General features: G+C 58.1%; 21 protein-coding genes. 18 read left to right on the forward strand and 3 right to left on the reverse strand.

Going from position 1 to position 21,627, the window contains the following annotated elements; all coding sequences use genetic code 11:
* The first annotated feature begins 14 nt into the window (after positions 1-14).
* Genes DFP98_RS21650 through DFP98_RS21675 form a run of 6 tightly spaced genes read left to right on the forward strand, consistent with a single transcriptional unit; the run spans position 15 to position 4,623 of the window.
* Positions 15-596 carry a bifunctional adenosylcobinamide kinase/adenosylcobinamide-phosphate guanylyltransferase gene (locus DFP98_RS21650; RefSeq protein WP_116062695.1) on the forward strand — a complete coding sequence of 194 codons (582 nt, stop codon included), beginning with the start codon at positions 15-17 and terminating at the stop codon, positions 594-596.
* Complete coding sequence (locus DFP98_RS21655) at positions 593-1,171, forward strand: cob(I)yrinic acid a,c-diamide adenosyltransferase (RefSeq protein WP_116062696.1); 579 nt, start codon at positions 593-595, stop codon at positions 1,169-1,171. Before DFP98_RS21650 ends, DFP98_RS21655 begins: the two co-directional genes overlap by 4 nt.
* Positions 1,172-1,175: 4 nt before the next feature.
* Complete coding sequence (locus tag DFP98_RS21660) at positions 1,176-2,147, forward strand: RluA family pseudouridine synthase (protein WP_116062697.1); 972 nt, start codon at positions 1,176-1,178, stop codon at positions 2,145-2,147.
* Positions 2,148-2,165: 18 nt separating this feature from the next.
* Positions 2,166-2,534, forward strand: coding sequence for an arsenate reductase family protein (locus DFP98_RS21665; RefSeq protein ID WP_246016633.1), 369 nt, complete (start codon positions 2,166-2,168; stop codon positions 2,532-2,534).
* Positions 2,531-3,721, forward strand: a complete 1,191-nt coding sequence (locus DFP98_RS21670) for an aminotransferase class I/II-fold pyridoxal phosphate-dependent enzyme (RefSeq protein WP_116062698.1) — start codon at positions 2,531-2,533, stop codon at positions 3,719-3,721. The genes DFP98_RS21665 and DFP98_RS21670 overlap by 4 nt, the downstream gene beginning before the upstream one ends.
* Positions 3,722-3,729: 8 nt before the next feature.
* Positions 3,730-4,623, forward strand: a complete 894-nt coding sequence (locus DFP98_RS21675) for a 5'-3' exonuclease (RefSeq protein WP_116062699.1) — start codon at positions 3,730-3,732, stop codon at positions 4,621-4,623.
* A gap of 175 nt (positions 4,624-4,798) precedes the next feature.
* On the opposite strand, the gene DFP98_RS21680 is transcribed toward DFP98_RS21675, so the two are convergent.
* On the reverse strand, positions 4,799-5,383 hold the full coding sequence (locus DFP98_RS21680; RefSeq protein WP_116062700.1) for a transposase: 585 nt from the start codon (positions 5,381-5,383) through the stop codon (positions 4,799-4,801).
* Between the two features lie 252 nt (positions 5,384-5,635).
* On the opposite strand from DFP98_RS21680, the gene DFP98_RS21685 reads away from it, so the two are divergent.
* From DFP98_RS21685 to ssuD, 8 genes are read left to right on the forward strand one after another with little or no spacing between them, the layout of a single operon-like run.
* A complete protein-coding gene (locus DFP98_RS21685) occupies positions 5,636-6,388 on the forward strand; it encodes an ABC transporter ATP-binding protein (protein ID WP_116062701.1) in 753 nt (250 codons plus the stop codon).
* Between the two features lie 41 nt (positions 6,389-6,429).
* Positions 6,430-7,230 carry an ABC transporter permease gene (locus DFP98_RS21690; protein WP_116062702.1) on the forward strand — a complete coding sequence of 267 codons (801 nt, stop codon included), beginning with the start codon at positions 6,430-6,432 and terminating at the stop codon, positions 7,228-7,230.
* A 24-nt stretch (positions 7,231-7,254) separates the two neighbouring features.
* Positions 7,255-8,328, forward strand: coding sequence for an ABC transporter substrate-binding protein (locus DFP98_RS21695; protein WP_181917841.1), 1,074 nt, complete (start codon positions 7,255-7,257; stop codon positions 8,326-8,328).
* 37 nt (positions 8,329-8,365) lie between these two features.
* Positions 8,366-9,487: an acyl-CoA dehydrogenase family protein gene (locus DFP98_RS21700; protein ID WP_116062704.1), complete on the forward strand. Its 1,122-nt coding sequence runs from the start codon at positions 8,366-8,368 to the stop codon at positions 9,485-9,487.
* A 3-nt stretch (positions 9,488-9,490) separates the two neighbouring features.
* Positions 9,491-10,867 carry an LLM class flavin-dependent oxidoreductase gene (locus DFP98_RS21705; protein WP_116062705.1) on the forward strand — a complete coding sequence of 459 codons (1,377 nt, stop codon included), beginning with the start codon at positions 9,491-9,493 and terminating at the stop codon, positions 10,865-10,867.
* 2 nt (positions 10,868-10,869) lie between these two features.
* The gene (locus tag DFP98_RS21710; protein WP_116062706.1) at positions 10,870-12,264 is read left to right on the forward strand and encodes an LLM class flavin-dependent oxidoreductase; all 1,395 of its coding nucleotides are present in this window, start codon (positions 10,870-10,872) and stop codon (positions 12,262-12,264) included.
* Positions 12,261-13,703, forward strand: a complete 1,443-nt coding sequence (locus DFP98_RS21715; protein ID WP_116062707.1) for a 4-hydroxyphenylacetate 3-hydroxylase family protein — start codon at positions 12,261-12,263, stop codon at positions 13,701-13,703. Before DFP98_RS21710 ends, DFP98_RS21715 begins: the two co-directional genes overlap by 4 nt.
* Before the next feature lie 22 nt (positions 13,704-13,725).
* Positions 13,726-14,868: an FMNH2-dependent alkanesulfonate monooxygenase gene (gene ssuD, locus DFP98_RS21720; protein WP_116062708.1), complete on the forward strand. Its 1,143-nt coding sequence runs from the start codon at positions 13,726-13,728 to the stop codon at positions 14,866-14,868.
* 139 nt (positions 14,869-15,007) lie between these two features.
* On the opposite strand, the gene DFP98_RS21725 is transcribed toward ssuD, so the two are convergent.
* On the reverse strand, positions 15,008-15,883 hold the full coding sequence (locus DFP98_RS21725; RefSeq protein ID WP_116062709.1) for an AraC family transcriptional regulator: 876 nt from the start codon (positions 15,881-15,883) through the stop codon (positions 15,008-15,010).
* A 160-nt stretch (positions 15,884-16,043) separates the two neighbouring features.
* On the opposite strand from DFP98_RS21725, the gene DFP98_RS21730 reads away from it, so the two are divergent.
* The 4 genes from DFP98_RS21730 to DFP98_RS21745 all read left to right on the forward strand — a co-directional run bounded on the left by DFP98_RS21730 (position 16,044) and on the right by DFP98_RS21745 (position 21,287).
* Positions 16,044-17,336, forward strand: a complete 1,293-nt coding sequence (locus tag DFP98_RS21730; protein ID WP_116062710.1) for a Gfo/Idh/MocA family protein — start codon at positions 16,044-16,046, stop codon at positions 17,334-17,336.
* A gap of 15 nt (positions 17,337-17,351) precedes the next feature.
* Entirely contained in the window at positions 17,352-18,758 is a 1,407-nt protein-coding gene (uxaC, locus tag DFP98_RS21735) for a glucuronate isomerase (RefSeq protein WP_116062711.1), read from the forward strand.
* Positions 18,759-18,815: 57 nt separating this feature from the next.
* Entirely contained in the window at positions 18,816-20,177 is a 1,362-nt protein-coding gene (locus tag DFP98_RS21740) for a phosphodiester glycosidase family protein (protein ID WP_181917842.1), read from the forward strand.
* Positions 20,178-20,327: 150 nt separating this feature from the next.
* The gene (locus DFP98_RS21745; RefSeq protein WP_116062713.1) at positions 20,328-21,287 is read left to right on the forward strand and encodes an Rpn family recombination-promoting nuclease/putative transposase; all 960 of its coding nucleotides are present in this window, start codon (positions 20,328-20,330) and stop codon (positions 21,285-21,287) included.
* Positions 21,288-21,348: 61 nt separating this feature from the next.
* Here the strand turns inward: DFP98_RS21745 and DFP98_RS21750 are convergent, their stop codons facing one another.
* The gene (locus DFP98_RS21750) at positions 21,349-21,624 is read right to left on the reverse strand and encodes a hypothetical protein (protein WP_116062714.1); all 276 of its coding nucleotides are present in this window, start codon (positions 21,622-21,624) and stop codon (positions 21,349-21,351) included.
* Positions 21,625-21,627: the final 3 nt, after the last annotated feature.

Genomic DNA, 21,627 nt, shown 5'->3' on the forward strand with positions numbered 1-21,627 from the left:
AGGAGGGGGAGCAGATGCTGTGGCTCGTGATCGGCGGCATCGGCTGCGGAAAATCCGCTTTCGCGGACGAGCTTGCGATTGCCGTCGGGCGCGAAGGCATTCGCTTGTCCTGTCCTTCTTTTCCATACGGGGAAGCGGCTGAACATCCTGAGGGTAGAAGTGAAACAGGTTTCTTCAGGACAATGTCGGAGGCGGACGGAACTCTGCCCGAGAAGATCGATGCGATCAATATGGAGTCGAACTTTTATCGCGCGGAGCGGAGAGTCGTTGTCGTCGACAGCTTGTCGGGATGGCTCAGGGCTTCGTTCGCGCGAACGGAGGCCCAGGGAACGATAGACGAAGCCTTCCGGTTCGAAGCGGCCAAATGGCAGCAGACGATCCAGGCTATACTGGCGTTCGAGGGCAGGATTGTCGTCGTGACGGAAGAGCCGGCGATCGGTTTAGCCCCTGCCGCCCTGGAACTGGAATATGCCGGGCGGCTGGCGGAGGCGAATCGCGTTTTGCTGAGGGCAAGTCATGCCGTCTATCGGGTAACGGCCGGAATGGCCGTGGAAATGAAAGGCTATCGTATACAAGAGAGGAACGAAACCAAATGAAAATCTACACGCGGACCGGCGATGGGGGGAAAACGTCGGTAATCGGCGCGCGCGTCGAGAAAGACGATGCAAGAGTGGAAGCTTACGGTACGATCGACGAGTTGAACAGCTTCGTCGGTCAAGCGGCAGCGGTCATCGCCAGATTGCCGGACGGGGAGTGGAGCGACCGGCTTGAACAGCTCACGCTGATTCAGCACGAGCTGTTCGATTGCGGCTCCGATTTGAGCTACGCTTCCCTCGATCCGGACAAGATGAAGGTCGCCCCGGAGATGACGGAACGATTGGAACGGTGGATTGACGAACTGGAAGCGTCTAATCCGCCGCTTGAGAAATTCATTTTACCCGGAGGAAGCGAACCGGCAGCTCTGTTTCACGTTTGCAGAACCGTCTGCAGGCGGGCGGAGCGGAGGGTCGTCTCTTTGGCGCGGGAGCAGGAGTGCCCGGAAGAGGTGCGGAAATACTTGAACCGCCTGTCGGACTATTTCTTCTCCGCGGCAAGAGCGGCCAATGCCCGCTTGAATGTGACGGATGTCGAATACGAACGGAGCGCTTCGGTGTTTCGCCGGAGGACGTAGCTGGATGGACGAAACAAGCAAGGGGACGGAATACTACGCGCCGATCGAGTTTGTGGCGGAGACGGGTGACGAAGGCCGCACGCTAAGGGATGTGCTGCGCAAGCGAATCGGCATTTCGCGCAGGCTGATGGTGCGGCTTAAAACGTCGGAGGAAGGACTGTCCGTCAACGGGCAGAAGGTATGGCCCAACCATAAAGTAGTTGCGGGAGATGTTATTTCCCTGCGCATGGAGGCGGAAAGCTCGGAAACGATTCTGCCGCAGCCGATGGAGCTGGACATCGTGTTCGAGGACGAGCACCTGCTCGTGTTGAACAAGCCTGCCGGACTGATCGTCCATCCGACGACGGGACACTATCTAAATACGCTGGCCAACGGCGTTATGCACTATTGGCAGGAGAAAGGCGAACGGGTCAGGTTTCGTCCGGTTCATCGTCTGGACGAGCATACGTCCGGTCTGGTCGTCGTCGCCAAGCATTCGCTCGCTCAGCAGCAGTTGTCGGCGCAAATGTCCGAGGGGAACGTCGTTAAGGAGTATCGAACGTACGTCTACGGCCGCCCTCCGGCGGCGGAGGGCAGAATCGACGCGCCAATTGGAAGGCAGGCGGAAGATCCGCACCGGCGCGTTGTGCGCGAGGACGGAGCGCCGTCCTTGACGTTTTACCGGGTCGCCGAAACGTACGGGGAACAAGCCTGCGCGATCGACGTGAGACTGGGAACGGGCCGAACGCATCAGATTCGCGTTCATATGACGCATATCGGCTGTCCGATTATCGGGGACAGCTACTACTCGGAGGAACGGTGGAACGAGTCGGAGGCGGCGCAGAGGGTATCCGGCATTATTGGCAGACAGGCCTTGCATGCCTGCAGATTAGGTTTTCGTCATCCCGTTACGGGAGAAGAGATGAGGCTGGACGCGGCGCTTCCGGAAGATATGAGACTGCTGGAACGAGAGCTCGGCAAATGGGCTAATGATTAAGCGAAGGGGTTAGTTGAAGTGGCAAAAGCGTTGAAAATGTATCATCTGCCGACTTGCAGCACGTGCAAGGCGGCCGTTAAAGCTTTGAAGCAGCATGGCTACGAGTTGGAGCTGCACGATATTCGCGAGACGCCGCCGTCAGCCGAAGAACTGGGCAAGCTGATCGCTTCCAGCGGGCTGCCGATCGGCAAATGGTTTAATACGTCCGGCGAAGTCTACCGGGAAATGGGGCTTAAGGACAAAATGGCGGCAATGTCCGACGAAGAAAAAATTCGGCTGCTATCGTCGAACGGCATGCTCATCAAGCGTCCTATCGTTTCAGACGGAGTCAAAACGACGATCGGCTTCCGCGAACAGGAATTCGGTCCGGAGTGGTACGGACAATGAAGAAGCTTAATGTGCGCGCGCAAAAACTGGACCGGCTCGGCTCGGCGATTTTCTCCGAGGTGGCCGGTTGGAAGCGGGAGGCGCGGGAACAAGGATTATCCGTCATTTCGCTCGATATCGGAAGCCCGGATCGTCCGCCGGAGGAGGAGCTGCGCGGCGTTCTGGCCGCCGCCAGCCTGCGGTCCGATACTTATCGCTATCCCGGAACGGAAGGCACACTGGCCTTTCGGGAAACGGTAGCGAAGTGGTTCAAATATCGGTTCGGCGTGGAGCTGGATCCGCGAAGCGAGATTCTCTCCCTGATGGGCACGCAGGACGGACTGGCGCATTTGCCGCTCGCGATTGCCGATCCGGGAGATGCGGCGTTGCTGCCCGATCCCGGGTACCCGGTTTACGGCGCGGGGCTGGCGGTGGCGGGCGTCGAGGCGATTCCGCTGCCGTTGCTGGAGGAGAACGGCTACTTGCCGGACTTCGAGGCTGTGCCGCAAGCTGTCTGGGATCGAGTCAAATTCATGATTTTGAATTATCCGAGCAACCCTTTGTCCGCGACGGCCGATCTGGCCTTCTTCGAGAAGGCGGTACATACGGCGCGCAAACATGGCGTTCTGCTCGTTCACGATAACGCCTACAGCGAGATGGCCTTCGACGGCTTCCGTCCGCCCAGCGTGCTGGAAGTGCCGGGCGCGTTGGACGTCGCCATTGAATTCCACTCGTTATCCAAGTCGTATCACTTGGCCGGCACGAGACTCGGTTTTGCGGTCGGCAACCGGGAGGTGCTGTCCAGCTTGCGCGATCTGAAGAACAACATCGATTTCGGCGTCTTCCTGGGCGCTCAGGAAGCGGGAATCGCGGCGCTGGAGCTGGATATGAACGCGCCGAAGCCGATTTCCGGCCTATATGAGCGCCGCCGGGACGTATTCGTTCGCGCTCTTCGCGAGCAAGGCTGGAACGTGACGTCTCCCCAGGCGACGATGTTCCTGTGGGCGCGTGTTCCCGAGGGCTGGTCCTCGCGCAGCTTCTCGCAGTCGCTACTGGCCGCTACCGGCGTAGCGTCGATACCGGGCAACGCGTTTGGCGCAGAGGGAGAAGGTTTTGTCAGGCTGGCGCTGGTCGAGGAAGAGGAAATTCTGGCGGAGGCGGCGAAACGAGTCGGTGAATTCGTTCGAGGAACCGATCCGTGGAAATAAAGGGGGAAATGAACATGTCAGAACCAAAGGTGATGCTCGTCGACGGCATGGCGCTTCTGTTCAGGGGCTACTATGCCAACGCTTACGGAGGCTACATCCGCAAGACAAAAGCGGGTCTTCCGACGAATGCGGTATTCGGCTTCGTCAGGTATTTGCTGGATGCTTGCCGAACGTTCGGCCCGACGCATATTATCTGCTGCTGGGATATGGGCAGCAAGACGTTCCGGACCGAGAAGTTCGACGCGTACAAAGGGAACCGCCCGGAAGCTCCGGCGGATCTGATTCCGCAATTCGACCTCGTGAAAAAGGTCGCAAGCGGGCTGGGCATTCCGAATGTCGGCATCGTCGGCTACGAGGCGGACGATTGCATCGGAACGCTGTCCAAGCAATTCGGCCAACATATGGACGTCTATGTGCTGACCGGCGATCACGATATGCTGCAGTTGGTCGACGAGCGGGTTAAAGTGGTGATCATGAAGAAGGGACCGTCCAACTATGCGGTCTACGATCCGGGGATGCTGCTGGAAGAGAAGCAATTAACGCCAAAGCAGTTCATCGATCTGAAAGGATTAATCGGGGACACCTCGGACAATTATCCGGGCGTTAAAGGCATCGGGGAGAAGACGGCGACTAAGCTGCTCATAGAGTACGGCTCTATTGACGGTATTCTGGAAAACCTGCACATGCTGCCAAAGGGCGTTAAAGCTAAAATTGAAGCGGACGTCGAGATGCTGCACCTATGCCGCGAACTGGCGACGATTCATTGCGAAGCGCCTGTCATCTGCACCGCAGAGGAGTGTTACTGGCAGCCGAATCAGGCCCAAATCGCGTCTCTGTTCGAGGAATTGGAGTTTAACAGCCTTGTTAAGGACGTAAGCAAGCTGGTTCTCTCGGTTTCATAAGTTAATCCATACTGTTCGAAAGAACCTCCACGCGGGCGAATGTATACCAGTGTGCAGGTTCTTTCTTTATTATGAGAAATTCTTAATCTAGTATTACTGAAGCAGAATGATAAATACGGTTGGAGAGTTGAGTCGTCTCGACTTGGACACGAAAACGGAAAAAATAAGTTCGGTATCAATGATAGCCACCGAACACGTCCATCCAGCCGTTGATAATCTTGAGCTTGGACAGCTCTTTTTCGCGACTGGAGCGCTGCGGCTCGATGCTTAAGCTGGCGAACAGGTAGGCGGGGAAGTGGGCGACTTCTTGTCGTTCGTCCTCCAGCGGCGATCGTCTCGCAGGGGAGCCGTGATTCATCCGGTAATAAAGCGTTGAACGGCTCAAGCCGAGCAGAGCGGTTTTCGTACGGATCGGCAAGTCTCCGTCGTCCTTGGCGACGAGTTCGTTGCGATGTTCCTTGGGAAGTCTCGAAATCATGGCCTGTTTCAGCCACTCCAGCTGCAGGCGCAGCTTGTCGGCCTCCTCCTGCAGCTCCTCGATCCTATGTTCGTAAGCGGTCTTCAGTTCGTTTTCCGACTTGCGCTCGTTTTCGAACAGCTTGTGCATGTTTTGGACGACATGATTTTTCCACCTGTTCAAAACGACGGGCGATATCCGGTATTCCTCGGCCAATCCGGCGACGCTGACCTGTTCCTCAAGAAGCTTGGATAAAATGTGCGCCTTCTGGCTGGGCGTAAATCTTCTGCGTTTTGCCGCCATCTTTAATCCCTCCTAATCGTGGTCCAAATTTCAGTTCGCTTCGAGCTTGAGTAAACTCGACTATGTTCATTTTAGTGTAAACGCGACCGTTTCACAATAATTAATCCTACTTGACACATAGGAATTTGGTAAATTAAGATTCCTATTAACCTGAAGCGGCGGAAGCTGCCAGGGGCGTTCTACTGACCAGACAACTGGAGGTTCGTTGAAATAGAGTTGGGACGGCTGGTTGCAAGGAGGAGGGAGACGGAAATGCAAGTGCTTGGCCTGAACAACGTCTCGAAAACGTATAAAAACGGAACGATCGCCGTACAGCAGGCGAATTTGAGCGTTCGCGAGGGGGATTTCGTTTCATTCGTCGGACCTTCGGGCTGCGGCAAATCCACGATTTTTCGTATGGCCGCGGGTTTGTCCGCGCCGACCGGGGGAGAAATAGAAATTCTCGGCGGATCTCCCGACGAAGCCAGGAAGAGCAACGGCATTGCTTGCGTCTTCCAGGAAGCAACGCTGCTTCCGTGGGTATCGGTAAGGGATAATATCGCCTTGCCGCTGCAGCTTCGCAAGCAGCCCAGAAAGCGCCAGATCGAAGAAGCGGAACGGGTGCTGCATCTCGTAGGCTTGCAGGATTATGCCAAAGCGCTGCCGCGAGAGCTGTCCGGGGGCATGAAAATGCGCGTGTCGATCGCGCGTGCGCTCGTCGCCAATCCGCGGATATTGTTTATGGACGAACCTTTCGGCGCGCTGGACGAGATTACGAGGCAGACGCTGCAGGATGAATTGCTGTCGATTCGGCAAAAAACGGAGAGGATGACGATCCTGTTCGTGACGCACAACGCTTTCGAAGCGGTGTATCTGTCGAACAGGGTCATGGTCATGACGCCGAGACCGGGAAGAATCGCCGGCGAAATCCGCATCGACGTGCCGTATCCGCGCGGGGAGCGGTTCAGGGCTCATCCCGACTTCGGCCGATACGTCAGCGAAGTAAGCGAGTCGCTCAAGCATTAATCGGATCGTGGGAACGATTCGCAAGAAAGGGAGTGTGCGCTATGAACGCCATTAGAAGCGGAAAGCTATGGCGCATCGTCCCGCCCGTCGTCGCTTTCGTGCTCTTCGTCGGGTTATGGCAGCTGATCGTCGGTCAAGCCGGCATTCCGCCTTACATGCTGCCGAAGCCGACTGACATCGTCGCATCAGTCGGGGACAACTGGAGGAGCCTGTTCGGCTCCGTATACACGACGGCGTTGGAAACCGTGATCGGCTTTCTGCTCTCCGTCGTCGGAGGCGTGTTGGGCGCGATTCTGCTCGCCAGTTCGAAAGTGATCGAGAGAAGCGTCTATCCGTACGCGATCGTGCTGCAGACGATTCCGATCGTCGCCATCGCTCCGATCATCGTCATCTGGTTCGATGCGGGGCTGAGGTCGATCGTCATTATCGCTTTTCTGATCGGCTTCTGCCCGATGCTGTCCAACACGCTGATCGGGCTTAACTCTACGGATCAACATTTGAAAAACCTGTTCCGCCTCTACAACGCCTCGAAATGGCAGACGATGTGGAAGCTACGCATTCCCGCGGCGCTTCCGTACATCGTGGGCGGCCTCAAAATTTCCTGCTCTCTCTGCGTGATCGGCGCGATCGTCGGTGAATACGTCGCCGGCGTCGGCGGAGGGCAGGGCGGCCTTGGCTATGCGATTACGTATGCGGCAATGCGGATTCAGACGCCGTATCTGTTCGCCTGCGGCTTGATGGCCTCGCTGCTCGGCATTGCTTTCTATAAGCTCGTGAATTGGTTTTCCCGCGAGTTGCTGGGCTCTTGGCACGAGTCGGAGCTCGCGCCCGAAGACGATTAAATTTTATCCAAAGGAATGATGACGATGACTATGATCAGAAAACCGTTCAAATTAATTCTTTTATTGCTGATAACGACCGTAATCCTAGCTGCTTGCGGCGGCAAAGCGGAACCGGGGGCGTCCTCCGCCTCGCCGGAGTCTCCGAAGCCTTCCGCTTCCGCGTCGCAGTCCCCTGCGGCTTCCCCTTCCGCCTCTTCGGAGGAGAAGCCGAAAGAACCTCGCAAAATCACCGTCCAACTCGGATGGTTTGCCGAGCCAGAATACGGAGGAGAATACGCCGCGCTAGTTCAGGGCTATTTCGCCGAGGAAGGTCTCGACGTGACGATCAAGCCGGGCGGCCCCAAAGTGAACGGCAGGCAAATCGTTGCCACGGGCAATGCCGAATTCGGATTCGCCAAAGCCGATACCGTGTTGCAGAACCGCGAGGAAGGGCTGCCGATCGTAGCCGTGGCGGCCGCTCTGCAAGGCTCGCCTCAGGCGCTGATCTTCCATAAATCGCAGAACATTCAATCGTTCGAGGATTTGAACGGCCGCACCGCTTTCTTCGTTCCCGGGGTGCCGGCATACGAGTACGTGAAGCAGAAATACAATCTGCAATTGAAAGAGCAAGTGACCGACGGAACGCTCGTGCGCTTCCTTGCGGACGAGACGTCCCTGCTGCACGGCTTCTCCACCTCCGAGCCGATTACGCTCAAAGAACAGGGCGTGGAAGCGGAACCGTTCCTGCTGTCCGAGTCGGGCTACGATCCTTACGAGATTACGATCATTACGTCGGAAAGCTTCCTGAAGGAAAATCCGGAGGTCGTAAAAGGCTACTTGCGCGCCGTGAAGAAAGGCTGGGCGTATTACTTCGACCACTTCGAGGAAGTGAACGTGCGCATTCATGAGGACAACAAGGAATTGCCGATCCCCGCGATGAACGAGCAGGCCGTCGCCTACAAGCCGTTCGTAACGGGAGGCGACGCCGCGACGGAAGGCTTCGGCGTCATGAAGGAAGCGCGCTGGGAAGAGAACAAGAAGCAACTGCTGGAAGTCGGCTTGCTCAAGAACGACGTCGACGTGAACGAAGCGTTCACGACGGAATATTTGCCGAAATAACGCAAACGCACAGAACGCGCGACGGAGGAAACTACCTATGAGCACTTTGATATCGCATGCGAAGGAGCAGCGTTTGATCGATCTCGCGTCCGAGCTGTCGGCGAAGTTCGCCTTGACGGCGGCCGAGATCGACCGGAACGCCGAGCTGCCGAAAGATAACTTGCGGGAGCTGTTTGAGCGCGGGCTCGACACGGCGGTTCTTCCCGAAGAGAAAGGCGGAGCGGGCATCTCGTACCGGACGTTCGGACGGATCGTGTTCGAGATCGCCAGAGGGTGCCCGTCGACCGCTTGCGTCTGGCTGATGAACACAGCCGCCGCCGAATCGCTGATCACGCTCTCTTCGCCGGAGAGATCCGAGCATTATTTGCGGGAGTGGAAGCAGGGCAAGCGCTTCGCCAACGCGCTTAGCGAGCCTTCCTCGGGCAATCTGTTCCTGAATCCCGTACAGGAGGCGACGCCGCTCGGAGACGGCGACTGGAGTCTCGACGGAGCGAAACGCTTCGTCTCCGGCGCCGAACTGGCCGATTACTTCCTGATCAACGCGAGCATCGATGGCCAGCCCGCCTTCTTCGGCGTGGAACGGGACGATACGGTCGATATTCACGACATCTGGGACGCGCTCGGCATGCGAGGCACGCGAAGCCAATTGATCGGCTTCCGCGGCACCCGGCTTCAAGCGGCCAACCGCTTCGTCGAGGCCGCGTCCCCGCGCCAAAATCTGATCGCGCTAGGCTTGCCGTGGCTGTCGCTCGGCATCGCCCAGGCGGCGTACGACGCGCTGATCGCGCAGGCGAAAGGGAAGAAGCTGGCCGATGGCAAGCCGCTCTCTCTCGTACAGTGGATTCAGTACGAAACGGCCGACGTTCACGTTCGCCTGAAAGCCGCCAAGCTGTTGGCCGAGCGATTGCTGGAGCTGGCGGACGAGGGCTCCCGGGAGACGATCATCGTCTCGATGGAAGCCAAAATCCTGGCGAATCAGATCGCCAAGGATGCAGCCGATCTCGGCTTGCGCGTCGGAGGAGGGCTGGCGTTCACGCGCGCGCTGTCCTTCGAGCGCCATCTGCGCGATGCCCAGGCGGGCGGCTTGATGGCTTATTCCAGCGAGCTGTGCCGGCTGTACGTCGCCAAGTATGAGCTTGGCGTCCAGGAACAGGGCTGAGCGATGGCAAAGCAGATCCGGTTCAACGCCTTCGACATGAACGCGGCCATGCACAATCCGCATGGCCTGTGGAAACATCCGGACAACGAGCGGCATCGTTACAAGGATTTGCGGTACTGGGTCGAACTGGCGCAACTGCTGGAGCGCGGCTTGTTCGACGCCTTTTTTCTCGCGGACGTATACGGGTTTTACGACGTGTTCCGCGGCAGCCGCGACGCCGCGCTGCGGGACGCCGTCCAGGCCCCGATCAACGATCCGGCGCTGATTATCCCGACGATGGCCTATGCGACCCGACATCTCGGCTTCTCCGTGACGGTGCCGACGACCTACGAGCATCCTTACGCCCATGCGAGACGAATGACGACGCTGGATCATCTGACGAACGGCCGTATCGGCTGGAACGTCGTCACGTCCTTCCTCCCGAGCGCCGCCCGCAATTTCGGGCTGAACGGGATGATCGGACACGACGAGCGCTACGAGCGGGCCGAGGAATACATGGAAGTCGTCTACAAGCTGTGGGAGGGCAGTTGGGCCGATGACGCCGTCGTTCGCGATCCGGCCGCAGGCGTCTATACCGATCCTCTCAAGGTTCGGGAGATTGGTCACGAAGGGAAGCATTACCGGGTTCCCGGACCTCATCTGAGCGAGCCTTCGCCCCAGCGGACTCCGGTCATTTATCAGGCGGGCGCGTCGGAGAGGGGCAGGGCGTTCGCCGCCAAACACGCGGAATGCGTCTTCATCGACGGTCACTCCTTCGAGAGCATGAAGTTTTACGTGGACGACATTCGTGCCAGAGCGGCCGCGTACGGCAGGGAGCCGGACGATGTCCAAGTGTTCATGGCGCTCAGCACGATCGTGGGAAGAACGGAAGCCGAGGCGGAGGAGAAATATCGCGAATTGACCGATCTAAGCAGTACGGACGGCCCACAGGCCATCTATGGCGGATATACGGGAATCGACCTGGCGCAGGGCGATCCGAACCAGATTTTGACCTATCGGGCGACGGATCACGGGCAGACGGTCATGGCGAGATATACGAAGCTGTCTCCGAAGGAGATGACCTACGGGGAAGTGATCGAGTCCGTTACTAGAATCGGCGGAAGAACCGTGCTGCTCAAAGGCTCGGCCGAGCAGGTCGCCGACCGGATGCAGGAGTGGGTCGAGAAAACCGGTATCGACGGCTTTAATCTCGGCCACCTGGTTACGCCAGGCAGTCTTAAGGAAATCGTCGAGCTGATCGTGCCGATCTTGCAGGAACGGGGTTTATACAAAACAAGCTACGTAGCGGGCACGATGCGCGAGAAGCTGTTCGGAGTCGGCCGCGCCCGGCTTCCAGAGCGGCATCCGGGCGCGGGATACCGCTTGGGGCGAGGGGAATGAACATGGGGAAACAAATACGGCTTAACGCATTCGATATGAACACGGCCATGCACAGCGCGCACGGCTTATGGAAGCATCCCGCGAGCGAACGACACCGCTACAAGGATTTGCGCTATTGGGTCGAACTGGCGCAATTGCTGGAGCGGGGCTTGTTCGACGCCTTGTTCCTGGCGGACGTCTACGGATTTTACGACGTGTTCCGCGGCAATCGCGACGCCGCGCTGCGGGACGCCGTCCAGGTGCCGGTCAACGATCCGTCGCTGATTATTCCGACAATGGCGTACGCGACGGAGCATCTGAGCTTCGCGGTCACGATTCCGACGACCTACGAGCCTCCTTATGCCCATGCGAGAAGAATGTCCACGCTCGATCATCTGACCGGAGGCCGGGTAGGGTGGAATATCGTCACTTCGTTTCTGCCGAGCGCCGCAAAGAATTTCGGACTCGACCAGGCGGTCAACCATGATCGCCGCTACGAGGTTGCGGACGAATACATGGAAGTCGTCTACAAGCTGTGGGAAGCGAGCTGGGAGGAGGACGCCGTCGTTCGAGACGCCGTGCGCGGCATCTATACCGATCCTTCCAAAGTTCACGAGATCAATCACGAGGGGCGGTATTACAACATTCCGGGACCTCATCTGAGCGAGCCTTCGCCTCAGCGCACGCCCGTGCTGTATCAAGCCGGGACGTCCGCCAAAGGGCGGGAGTTCGCCGCGAAGCACGCCGAGTGCGTGTTCATCGACGCGCACAACTACGAGAGCCTGAAGTTTTACGTCGACGACATCCGCACGAAGGCCGTCTCCTACGGACGCAAGCCGGAGGACGTAAAAGTGTTCATGGCCATTAACTCCATCGTGGGCCGGACTCGGGCGGAAGCGGAGGAGAAGCTCAGGGAATATACGGCCCTGCGCAGCGAAGACGCTCCGCAGGTGCTGTACGGGGGCTTCAGCGGCATCGACTTGTCGAAGTACGACCGTTCCGACTATTTGTCCTATTTCGCGTCCGATCACGGACAGGCGGCCGTAGCCCGGTTCACGACGATGTCGGAGAAGCGGATGAACGTCGGAGAAGTCGTCGACGAGATCGTCAAGATCGGGGGACGAAGCGCCCTGCTGTTCGGCTCGGCCGAAGAAGTCGCCGATCAGATGCAGGCTTGGGTGGAGAAGACGGGCATCGACGGCTTTAATCTCGCTCATCTTATTACGCCAGGCAGCTTGAAGGACATCATCGATCTGGTCGTGCCGATCTTGCAGGAGCGCGGCCTGTACAAAACGGAATACGCCAAGGGAACGATGCGCGAGAAGCTGTTCGGGCCCGGCGCAAGCCGTCTGCCGGACAGACATCCGGGCGCGGCATTCCGCCGCGCAGGCGAGGCGAAGGAGCGATCCGGAACATGACATCGAGAGGCCAACGTTTTCTGGACAGCCTTCAGGACGGCAGAAACGTATGGGTAGACCAGGAGAAAGTAACCGAACTGCCAGGGCATCCGGCTTTCTCCGGAACGCTCTCCACGATCGGCCGACTGTTCGACCTGCTTGACGATCCCCGCCGTAGAGACTATGTCGGGTACGCGGCGGACGATAGCGGCAGATTCGCCCACAGCTCGTTTCTCGTGCCCTACACCGCCGAAGATTTGGCGAAGAGAAGCCGAGCTTTCGCTTATTGGGCCAAGGAAACGAACGGCGTCATGAGCCGTCTATCCGATTATGCGCGCTCGCTGGTAGCGGGGTGGTATGGCTCGCGCAAGCAGCTCGGCAAGCTGGATGCCGGGCTGGAGGCGAAAATCTCCGCGTACTACGAGGAAGCTCGGGACAACGACCGCTTCTTGACGACTTCGCTGCTGGACCCGCAGATCGACCGCTCGAAGGGGCTGGACGACAAGCGGCTCGCCGAGCGATACTTGCATGTCGTCAAAGAAACGAAAGAAGGCATCGTGCTGAGCGGAGCCAAGATGATCGCGACGGGCGCGCCCTACACGCACGATTTTCTCATTTTCTCGTTCAATAAGCTGGATGCCCGGCATAGTAAGCACGCCCATGCGCTGATCGTGCCGGCCGGATCGGAAGGGCTGCACATCGTATGCCGGGAATCGTTCGCCGAGCCCGACGGGCAGGATCATCCGCTCAGCTCGCGCTACGACGAGATGGACGCGGTGCTGCTGTTCGACGAAGTGCTAGTTCCGTGGGAGCGGGTGCTGCTGAACGGGGACGCCGACGCGGTCTGGAAGCTGCGCTCGCATGTGCCTTCGAATTCGCTGGCTTTCCACCAGACGGTCGTTCGCTTCGTCGCCAAGCTGGAATTCGTCGCCGGGGTGACGTTCGCCGTCGCCGATGCGATCGGGGTGAACGGTTTTCTCCACGTTCAGGAGAAGCTCGGCGAACTCATCACGCAGATCGATACGATCAAAGCGCTGCTGATTGCCGCAGAAGCGCAGGCGAAGCCCGACCCGGCAACGGGAATGTGGCTGCCGGAGCCGACGTTCATCGATACGGCGAGAAGCATCGGGACGAAGCTGTACCCGCGTGCGATTGAGATTTTGCAGCAGGTCGGCGGGGGAGGGTTTGTGCAGACGCCCGCACGGATGAGCCAGTTCGACGGTCCGCTCGGCGACTTGCTGAACCGATATTTCGAAGGGGTGTCGGTGGGCGCCGAGCAGAAGGTCCGGCTGTTCAAGCTGGCCTGGGATCTGATCGGAAGCCCCTTGGGCTCGCGGCACGAGCTGTACGAAAGGTTCTACGCCGGCGACCCGGTAAGGAGCTATGCCAATCAATATTTAAGCAGCGACAAGGCCGCGCTGATCGATCCGGTATGGAAGCTGCTGAGGCAGACGCGCTAGTCAGGAAAGGGGCTTGAAGGAAATGGAAGTGTTCTGGTTCATCCCGACTCACGGGGACGGAAAATATTTGGGTACCGGCCATGGCGCCCGGGCGGTCGACTTCGACTATATGAGTCAAATCGCCAAAGCGGCCGACAGTCTCGGATTCGGAGGCGTACTGCTGCCGACGGGCAAATCCTGCGAAGATCCTTGGATCGCCGCATCCGCGCTTATTCCGATTACCCGTCGGCTCAAGTTTCTCGTCGCGGTCCGGCCAGGGCTTATGTCCCCGACGATCGCCGCGCGAATGGCGTCGACGTTCGACCGGATTTCGGGCGGACGGCTGTTGATCAACGTAGTGACCGGTGGCGATCCGGTCGAGCTGGCCGGAGAGGGCTTGCATCTGAGCCATGACGCCCGCTACGACTTGACGGACGAATTTCTGACCGTTTGGCGCAAGGCGCTGCAGGGCGAAGAAATCGACTTCGCCGGCGAGTACATTCGCATCGACGGGGGCAAAGTGCTGTACCCTCCCGTGCAGCAGCCTTATCCGCCGCTTTACTTCGGAGGCTCCTCCGACGCGGGCCACAAGGTCGCCGGCCGCCATGTCGACGTCTACCTGTCCTGGGGGGAGCCGCCGGAGCAGGTGGCGGAGAAGATCGCCGTCGTTCGCGAGCTGGCCGCGCAGCAAGGAAGGACGGTGCGATTCGGCATTCGTCTGCACGTCATCGTCCGGGAGAAGGAGGAGGACGCCTGGAAAGCCGCGGAAGAGCTGATCGGCTACTTGGACGACGAGACGATCGCCAGCGCGCAGAAAATATTGGACCGCTTCGATTCGGTCGGACAGCGGAGAATGATGAACCTGCACGGCGGCAGCCGCGAGGCGCTGGAGATCAGCCCGAATCTGTGGGCCGGCGTAGGCCTCGTGCGCGGTGGAGCCGGCACGGCGCTTGTCGGCAATCCGCAGACGGTCGCCGACCGCATGAAGGCGTATTCCGAGCTCGGCATCGAGACGTTCATTCTGTCCGGCTATCCGCATCTCGAAGAAGCGTACCGGACGGCTGAGCTACTCTTCCCGCTGCTTCCTCTGGCGAACAAACAAGAGCGGCCGACGGGCAATTCGTATGTCAGTCCGTTCGGAGAGATGATCGCGAACAACGAAATTCCGAAGGCTAGCGCCCGATGAGGGCGATTCCCGACCGGGATTGGCTGGGCAACTGTACAAGCGGCTGACGGCTTGCTTGACGATGGTTCATTAAAGACTCAAAATCAAATCGGAAGCGAAAACGTAATATTCCAATGAAGCCTCCCGACCGCATTGTATGCTATTGTGGAGAGGCGGCGCTATGCTCCTTGCGATAATCCCGGGCGGAAGCCCGGGTTATTTTTTTAAACGTTTTTCCGAAGTGGGAGAAGTTGTCGAAGCCGGTGCGGGCCGCAATCTCCGTGATCGGCAGACGGGTTGCGCGAAGCAGTCGCTGCGCTTCCTTGACGCGCGTCAAATTCAGGTAGTCGATGACCGTAAAGCCAGTAGCCGCTTTGAACGAGCGGCTCATATGGTACGGGCTGATATAAAAACGCTCGGCCAGTTCGCCGACTTTGATCGGTTCTCCGTAGCTCGCGTTCAGGTAGCGCACGATTTCGGACATTTTGCGATGCATCGGCGAGGACAGGGAGGCTTCCGGGGCATGCCCGGCTTGAACGGCGCGAGCAGAGAGCAGCAATAGCTCCGCGAACGCCGACCTAAGGGCTAGCTCGAAACCGGGAGGTCGCATACGAAGCTCTTCGAGTATGCGGTCCGTTAATGCGTCCAGCCGAAGCCTTTGCTCGCCCTTCAGCCGGACGATCGGCGCGGCGGCGACGAAAGGGCCCAGCAGCAGCTCGGCATGCTCCCCGAGTACGTTCCGGACGTAGCGATCGTCGATATGGACGACAATGCGCGCATGAGCGGGGTCGCCTGCGAGCAGGGTTTGGTGCAGCACGTTAGGTCCGATGAAGACGAGGTCGCCGGCTTCTACGCCGTACGTCGAATCGCGGACGAAATAATCGCGCGTGCCGGACAACAGACAGTACAGCTCGAAGTAAGAATGAAAATGATGCGCTTCCATCGTAAAGGGTTGGGTGCGGCTCACGTACTCGATGTAGAAAGGGTCGGACAAGTTTCCGTGCTCAAGCCTCTCCGTCAAAGATGAAGCAGTCAAAGCGGCAGCACCTTCTTTCCGTTCGCTATGATCTATTACGTATTATAGCAAAATATGCGGGGTTTTGGCCGAAGTGAGCAGGAAAGAAGGAGAAAACGTTTCTTGTTTGCTATAAGTTACTCTTATCGGAACAACAAATCCAACATAAGGGTGAGCGAATATGAACGACAAGAAAAAGTATGTGTTAGTCGGTTCGGGGGGACGGGCGGAGTTTTTCTATTCGGCGATCGCGACGTCTTTCCGCGATACGTCGGAGCTGCTGGCGTTCTGCGACACGAATCAAACTCGAATGGAGTACGCCAATCGGCAGTTGACCGATCGTTACGGCTACCGCCGGGTGGCGACTTACAAGGCCGAGCAGTTCGAAGAGATGATCGCGAAGGAACGGCCCGACGCCGTTATCGTGACAAGTGTGGATCGCACTCACCATACGTACATCATCCGCGCGATGGAGCTTGGCTGCGACGTCGTGACCGAAAAGCCGATGACGGTCGACGAGAAGAAGTGTCAGGACATTTTGGATGCGGTCGAGCGTACCGGGCGGAACGTGAGGGTGACGTTTAACTATCGCTATGCGCCGCACCATACGAAAGCCCGCGAACTGATCGAAGACGGCGCGATCGGCAAAATTACTTCGGTCCACTTCGAATGGCTGTTGAATACGCAGCACGGGGCGGATTATTTCCGGAGATGGCACCGGGACAAAAGAAACAGCGGCGGCCTGCTCGTCCATAAGTCGACGCACCATTTCGACCTCGTCAACTTCTGGATCGGCTCGGAGCCGGACACGGTGTTCGCTTTCGGGGATTTGCTGTTCTACGGCAAGGAGAATGCAGAGCAGCGCGGAGTTACGAAGTTCTACGATCGCGCAACCGGGAATCCGAACGCCAAGGACGATCCGTTCGCGCTGCCGCTTGACGGTAACGACAACCTGAAGGCGCTCTATCTGGACGCCGAGCATGAGGACGGCTATCAGCGCGACCAGAGCGTGTTCGGAGACGGCATCAGCATCGAGGATACGATGGGCGTGCTGGTAAGGTATAAGAACAATGCGATTTTGACGTATTCGCTTAACGCCTACCTCCCTTGGGAAGGCTACCGCATTGCGTTTAACGGCACGAAGGGGCGCATCGAGATGACGATCGTCGAACAATCGTACGTCAACTCGGGCGGCGAGAAATCCGAGGAAGGCGCGCTTAAAGACAGATCCATCACCGTGTTCCCGATGTTTGCGGCTCCTTACGAGGTCGACGTTGAAGAGGGCGAAGGCGGACACGGCGGCGGCGATCCGGTGCTGCTGAACGATATTTTCGGCGTTCCGGCGGAGGATCGGTTTAAGCGGGCGGCGAATCATATCGACGGAGCGAAAAGCATATTGACGGGCATCGCGGCGAACCGTTCGATCCGCACGGGGCAGGCGGTGCGTGTAGACGAGCTGGTCAAATTTCGATGAAGGGGCGATAACGGAGTGAAGGAGTTCATGGGCGATCACTTTTTGCTTCAGAGCGAGGTTTCGCGGAGGCTGTATCACGATTACGCGGCGGGGCAGCCGATTATCGACTACCACTGCCATCTGAATCCGCAGGAAATCTACGAGGACAAGCGCTTCGGCAACCTCGCGGAAATTTGGCTGTACGGGGACCACTACAAGTGGAGGGCGATGCGGGCGAACGGAATCGAGGAAACGCTTGTGACCGGAGGGCCGGGGGTGGACGACTACGACCGTTTCCTCGCCTGGGCGAGGACGGTTCCCGCGACGCTCGGCAATCCGCTGTATCACTGGTCGCATCTCGAGCTGAGGCGCTATTTCGGCATCGAGGAACCGATTAACGAGAAGAACGCGCCGGCGATCTGGGAGAAGGCGAACGCGGTGCTGCGTTCCGAGGACTTTTCCGTCAGAAGGCTGATCCGGGACCAGCGCGTGCGCGTCATCTGCACGACCGACGATCCGACCGATACACTGGAGTATCACGAGGGGATTAAAGGTATCGCCGATTTCGATTGCCTTGTGCTCCCGTCGTTCCGGCCCGACAAAGGGCTGGAAATTCGCCGCGACACGTTCGTGCCTTGGGTGCGCAAGCTCGGCGAGACGGCGGGAATGAACGTCGATACGTACGAAGGTTTCCTGGAGGCGGTAGACAACCGCATCGCTTTCTTCGCGAAGGTCGGCTGCAAAGTGTCGGACCATGCGCTCGATCGCGTCCTGTACGCCGAGACGAGTCTTGGAGAAGTGTCCGCCATCTATGCGAGAGCTCTTGGCGGCGAGACGTTGACGCTGGAGGAGGAAAGCAAGTACAAGACGTACACGCTGCTTCATCTGGGCGAGCAGTACAGCAAGCTCGGCTGGACGATGCAGCTCCACATCCATGCATCCCGGAACAACAACAGCCGTTCGTTCGCCCGGCTCGGGCCGGATACCGGCTTCGACTCGATTCACGACGGCGAACTGGCCTATCCGCTGATGAAGCTGCTGGACGGCATTGATGCCAAAGCAGGCTTGCCGAGAACGATTCTATACTCGCTGAATCCAAAGGATTATTATGTGCTGGGAACGGTGATGGGCAGCTTCCAGGGCGGCGGAATTCCGGGGAAAATTCAGCTCGGCTCGGCTTGGTGGTTTAACGATACGAAGGACGGCATGCTGGAGCAGATGAACGCATTGGCTAATCTCGGCCTCTTGTCCCGGTTCGTCGGCATGCTGACGGATTCCCGAAGCTTCCTGAGCTATCCTCGTCATGAATACTTCCGCAGAATTTTGTGCGATATGCTCGGCGGGTGGGTCGAGCGCGGAGAAGCCCCGGAGGATATGGAGTTGCTCGGCGGCATGGTGGAGGATATCTGCTACCGCAACGCTAAAAATTACTTCGGCTTCTAAACATTAGCCCCCTTCCGTCCGAAAATAACGTTATTCGGAATGGAGGGGTCTTTTTTCGTGGGTAAAAGGTTGCGTTTTTTGGCGAAGACAGCAGGAGTAGCACTAATTGGATTCAGCTTGATGGGAGCGGATGCCGGGACAGATAGGCCTGCGGCATCGTCGGCTTCACAGGAGGATCAGACGGCGGAAGACGGACTGGTTTGTCCGCGAGAAACGGTTAAACTGCCTATGAACGCGAAGACGAGTCTGGACGCTCTGTTTCAATATGAGCCGTATTTATACTATGAATTCGCAAATCCGAAGTTAGCCCGCGTCACTTCGCAAGGCATCGCGATACCGCTGGCAAAAGGAACGACGCAAGTAGAGGTCACAGCGTCCGGCTACGAGCGCGAGGCCGCCAGTTGCAGCTTCCGGTTGCAGATTGTCGATCCCGTCAAGTTCAAGTCGGCCTCCGCGCCGAAGACGGAATCGGGCCAAACGAAGCTGAACGGCCGGAAAGCCTACGTCAATACGATCGTGCTGCCGCAAGGGATGCCAGCAGGTCTGGGACTTGGGAAGGACGCGCTCGGCAACGCGGAAGCGATGAAAGCGATCGTAACGAGGCGTCAGGCGAGCTATGCGATTAACGGCACTTATTTCGCCGCGTACAACGATGAAGTGCCGTTGCCCTACGGAACGCTGGTCAAAGACGGCGAGCTGCTGTTTAATACCGGCAGCGTAGGAACGATTGTTAGCTTTGCTGCGGACGGCACCGCACGGCTTGATGAGGCGTCGCCGAGCATTGCAGGGGGCTTCGATGGGCTGTACGATTCGCAGCGTCGCTGGTCGGCAAGCTACGTAAACCGTCGGGCAGGCAGCGGGACAACGATCTATACGCCCGACTACGGCGCGAGAATCGGCACCGATAAAGGCGTCATGATCGTCGTAAGCGGCAGTAAGGTGATTAGGGTAGCGAAAGGCGAAAACGCCAAAATACCCCGCGACGGCTACGTGATCGTCAATCAGCGCGAAAGCTTGGCGGAGCTGAAGGAAATGTTCAAGGTCGGCCGGAAGGTGCATTACCGCGTGACGTACTCGAACGCGGAGGGGAGACTCGTTCGCTGGAACGATGTCGTAACGGCCGTGCAGGCCTGGCCGAAGCTGATCGAAGGCGGCAAGGTAGTCGAGAAGGACGGGGCCGACGCCAAGCGTGCCGCCCGTAGCGGTATCGGAATTACGAAGGACGGCCGTGTCGTCATGGTCACGACCGGTTCGGCGACGCACGGAGAAGTCGCCGAATTATTGCGAGCCAAGGGCGCCGTCGATGCGATGGGGTTGGACGGAGGCGCTTCGGCCGGCATCTACTCGCAGGGAGTTCAGTTGTTCACGCCGGGGCGGAATTTGAGCAACGTGCTGCTGTTCGGCCCGGATTTACGATAAGGTTGGCTCTGGCGCAAATTGCCGAGGTTTGGTACAATTTTAGGCATAGTTTGAATAGTCGGTCGTGAAGAACACGCCGCTTGCTCCCTGTTTTACGGGGAGTAGGCGGCGTTTGTCGTTTTCGGCCGACCAAAGAGGAGGCAGGTGGAGATGAGAAACAGAGGGATGCGGGATCAGGAGAAAGGCGCGGCGATACCGCATGACGAAGCATTCAAGAAGCTGCTGCAAACTTTTTTTGCAGAGTTTATCGAGCTGTTTTTTCCCGAATTGGACGTTTTGCTGGATCACAGTCATACGAGGCTGTTGATGCAGGAGCAGCTCGTCGATATTGTCGGCGAGGAGGCGAAAATTCTCGATTTGCTATTGGAAACCCGCTACAAAGCGCTGGATGCGTACATTCTGGTTCATATGGAGCCGCAATCGTCGCGTAAGAAGGACTTTTCCGAACGAATGTTCATTTATTTCGGTCGTCTGTTCGAGCGTCATCGCAAGGAGCATCGACTGATTATTCCGATCGCCATCTTCACCGCGGACGAAGGCGGCGAGGAGCCGGATACGTTCAGGATGGCCATCCCGGGGCGCGAAATCGTCCGATTTCATTATTGGAAGGTGGAGCTGAGGCGGCATTCCTGGAGGAGGTTTGTCGATTCGGACAATCCGGTAGCTGCTGCACTGCTGGCGAAAATGGGTTACAATGAGAAGGAGAAAAAAGAAATGCGTCTGGCGTATTTGCGGATGCTTTTACGGCTCAGAAGGAAGCTGGACGATGCGCGGATAGCGCTGCTGATGTCGGTGGCGGATTTGTATTTCAAACCCGACCCTGAGCAGGACGAGCGAATCATGCGAGAATTGATGAACGATCATCCGAAGGAGGGGGAAGCAATTATGGAATTGATGCCGGCCTGGAAGCGTTGGGGGTATGAGGAGGGCATTGAAGAGGGACTGTTGAAGGGCAAGGAGCAGGGAGTAGCTGAAGGAAAAGCTGAAGGTATGGCAGAAGAGAGGGCTAAGGTAGTCCGCAAAATGCTCGCTAAAGGTTTGGATGCAGCGCAAATCGCCGATATGCTCGACCTTACGCATGACGAGGTGCAGCGAATCGGGAAACGATAGAAACTCAGGCCCGGGGATGGTCGACAGAAATGCCGATTCCATATCCGGGCCGAACGAGCGGCTAAGGATAATCTTCTTCGACAACTTCGTCCGGAGCGTCGACGTCTCCCGGGTAGCCTCGCTCCATACCGGCATGGAACTCGCGATTTTCATAGGAGAAAGGGTTAGGCGGACGCTGGTCGTCGCGCCATGGTGAGCTTTTGCCGATGGCGTGCATCGGAGCGGGTGAGCCGTAAGGCCCCTCCGGGAATTCCTCGGAAGCGAGGTCGTTGCGCTGCGATTCTACTGTGGCCAGATCGGTCGACGGCTGCTTGTTTTCAGGATAGAAAGGGGACATGGC

It is taken from the genome of Cohnella phaseoli (assembly GCF_003386235.1).
In the GTDB taxonomy this organism is placed as follows: domain Bacteria; phylum Bacillota; class Bacilli; order Paenibacillales; family Paenibacillaceae; genus Cohnella; species Cohnella phaseoli.

Excerpts from the sequence above, each read along its gene's own strand:
- DFP98_RS21690 (WP_116062702.1), top strand. The coding sequence starts at position 6,430 with ATGAACGCCATTAGAAGCGGAAAGCTATGGCGCATCGTCCCGCCCGTC.
- DFP98_RS21675 (WP_116062699.1), top strand. The coding sequence starts at position 3,730 with ATGAACATGTCAGAACCAAAGGTGATGCTCGTCGACGGCATGGCGCTT.
- DFP98_RS21695 (WP_181917841.1), top strand. The coding sequence starts at position 7,255 with ATGACTATGATCAGAAAACCGTTCAAATTAATTCTTTTATTGCTGATA.
- DFP98_RS21650 (WP_116062695.1), top strand. The coding sequence starts at position 15 with ATGCTGTGGCTCGTGATCGGCGGCATCGGCTGCGGAAAATCCGCTTTC.
- DFP98_RS21745 (WP_116062713.1), top strand. The coding sequence starts at position 20,328 with ATGAGAAACAGAGGGATGCGGGATCAGGAGAAAGGCGCGGCGATACCG.
- DFP98_RS21705 (WP_116062705.1), top strand. The coding sequence starts at position 9,491 with ATGGCAAAGCAGATCCGGTTCAACGCCTTCGACATGAACGCGGCCATG.
- DFP98_RS21750 (WP_116062714.1), bottom strand. The coding sequence starts at position 21,624 with ATGTCCCCTTTCTATCCTGAAAACAAGCAGCCGTCGACCGATCTGGCC.
- DFP98_RS21655 (WP_116062696.1), top strand. The coding sequence starts at position 593 with ATGAAAATCTACACGCGGACCGGCGATGGGGGGAAAACGTCGGTAATC.
- DFP98_RS21660 (WP_116062697.1), top strand. The coding sequence starts at position 1,176 with ATGGACGAAACAAGCAAGGGGACGGAATACTACGCGCCGATCGAGTTT.
- DFP98_RS21670 (WP_116062698.1), top strand. The coding sequence starts at position 2,531 with ATGAAGAAGCTTAATGTGCGCGCGCAAAAACTGGACCGGCTCGGCTCG.
- DFP98_RS21685 (WP_116062701.1), top strand. The coding sequence starts at position 5,636 with ATGCAAGTGCTTGGCCTGAACAACGTCTCGAAAACGTATAAAAACGGA.
- ssuD (WP_116062708.1), top strand. The coding sequence starts at position 13,726 with ATGGAAGTGTTCTGGTTCATCCCGACTCACGGGGACGGAAAATATTTG.
- DFP98_RS21710 (WP_116062706.1), top strand. The coding sequence starts at position 10,870 with ATGGGGAAACAAATACGGCTTAACGCATTCGATATGAACACGGCCATG.
- DFP98_RS21680 (WP_116062700.1), bottom strand. The coding sequence starts at position 5,383 with ATGGCGGCAAAACGCAGAAGATTTACGCCCAGCCAGAAGGCGCACATT.
- DFP98_RS21730 (WP_116062710.1), top strand. The coding sequence starts at position 16,044 with ATGAACGACAAGAAAAAGTATGTGTTAGTCGGTTCGGGGGGACGGGCG.
- DFP98_RS21715 (WP_116062707.1), top strand. The coding sequence starts at position 12,261 with ATGACATCGAGAGGCCAACGTTTTCTGGACAGCCTTCAGGACGGCAGA.
- DFP98_RS21700 (WP_116062704.1), top strand. The coding sequence starts at position 8,366 with ATGAGCACTTTGATATCGCATGCGAAGGAGCAGCGTTTGATCGATCTC.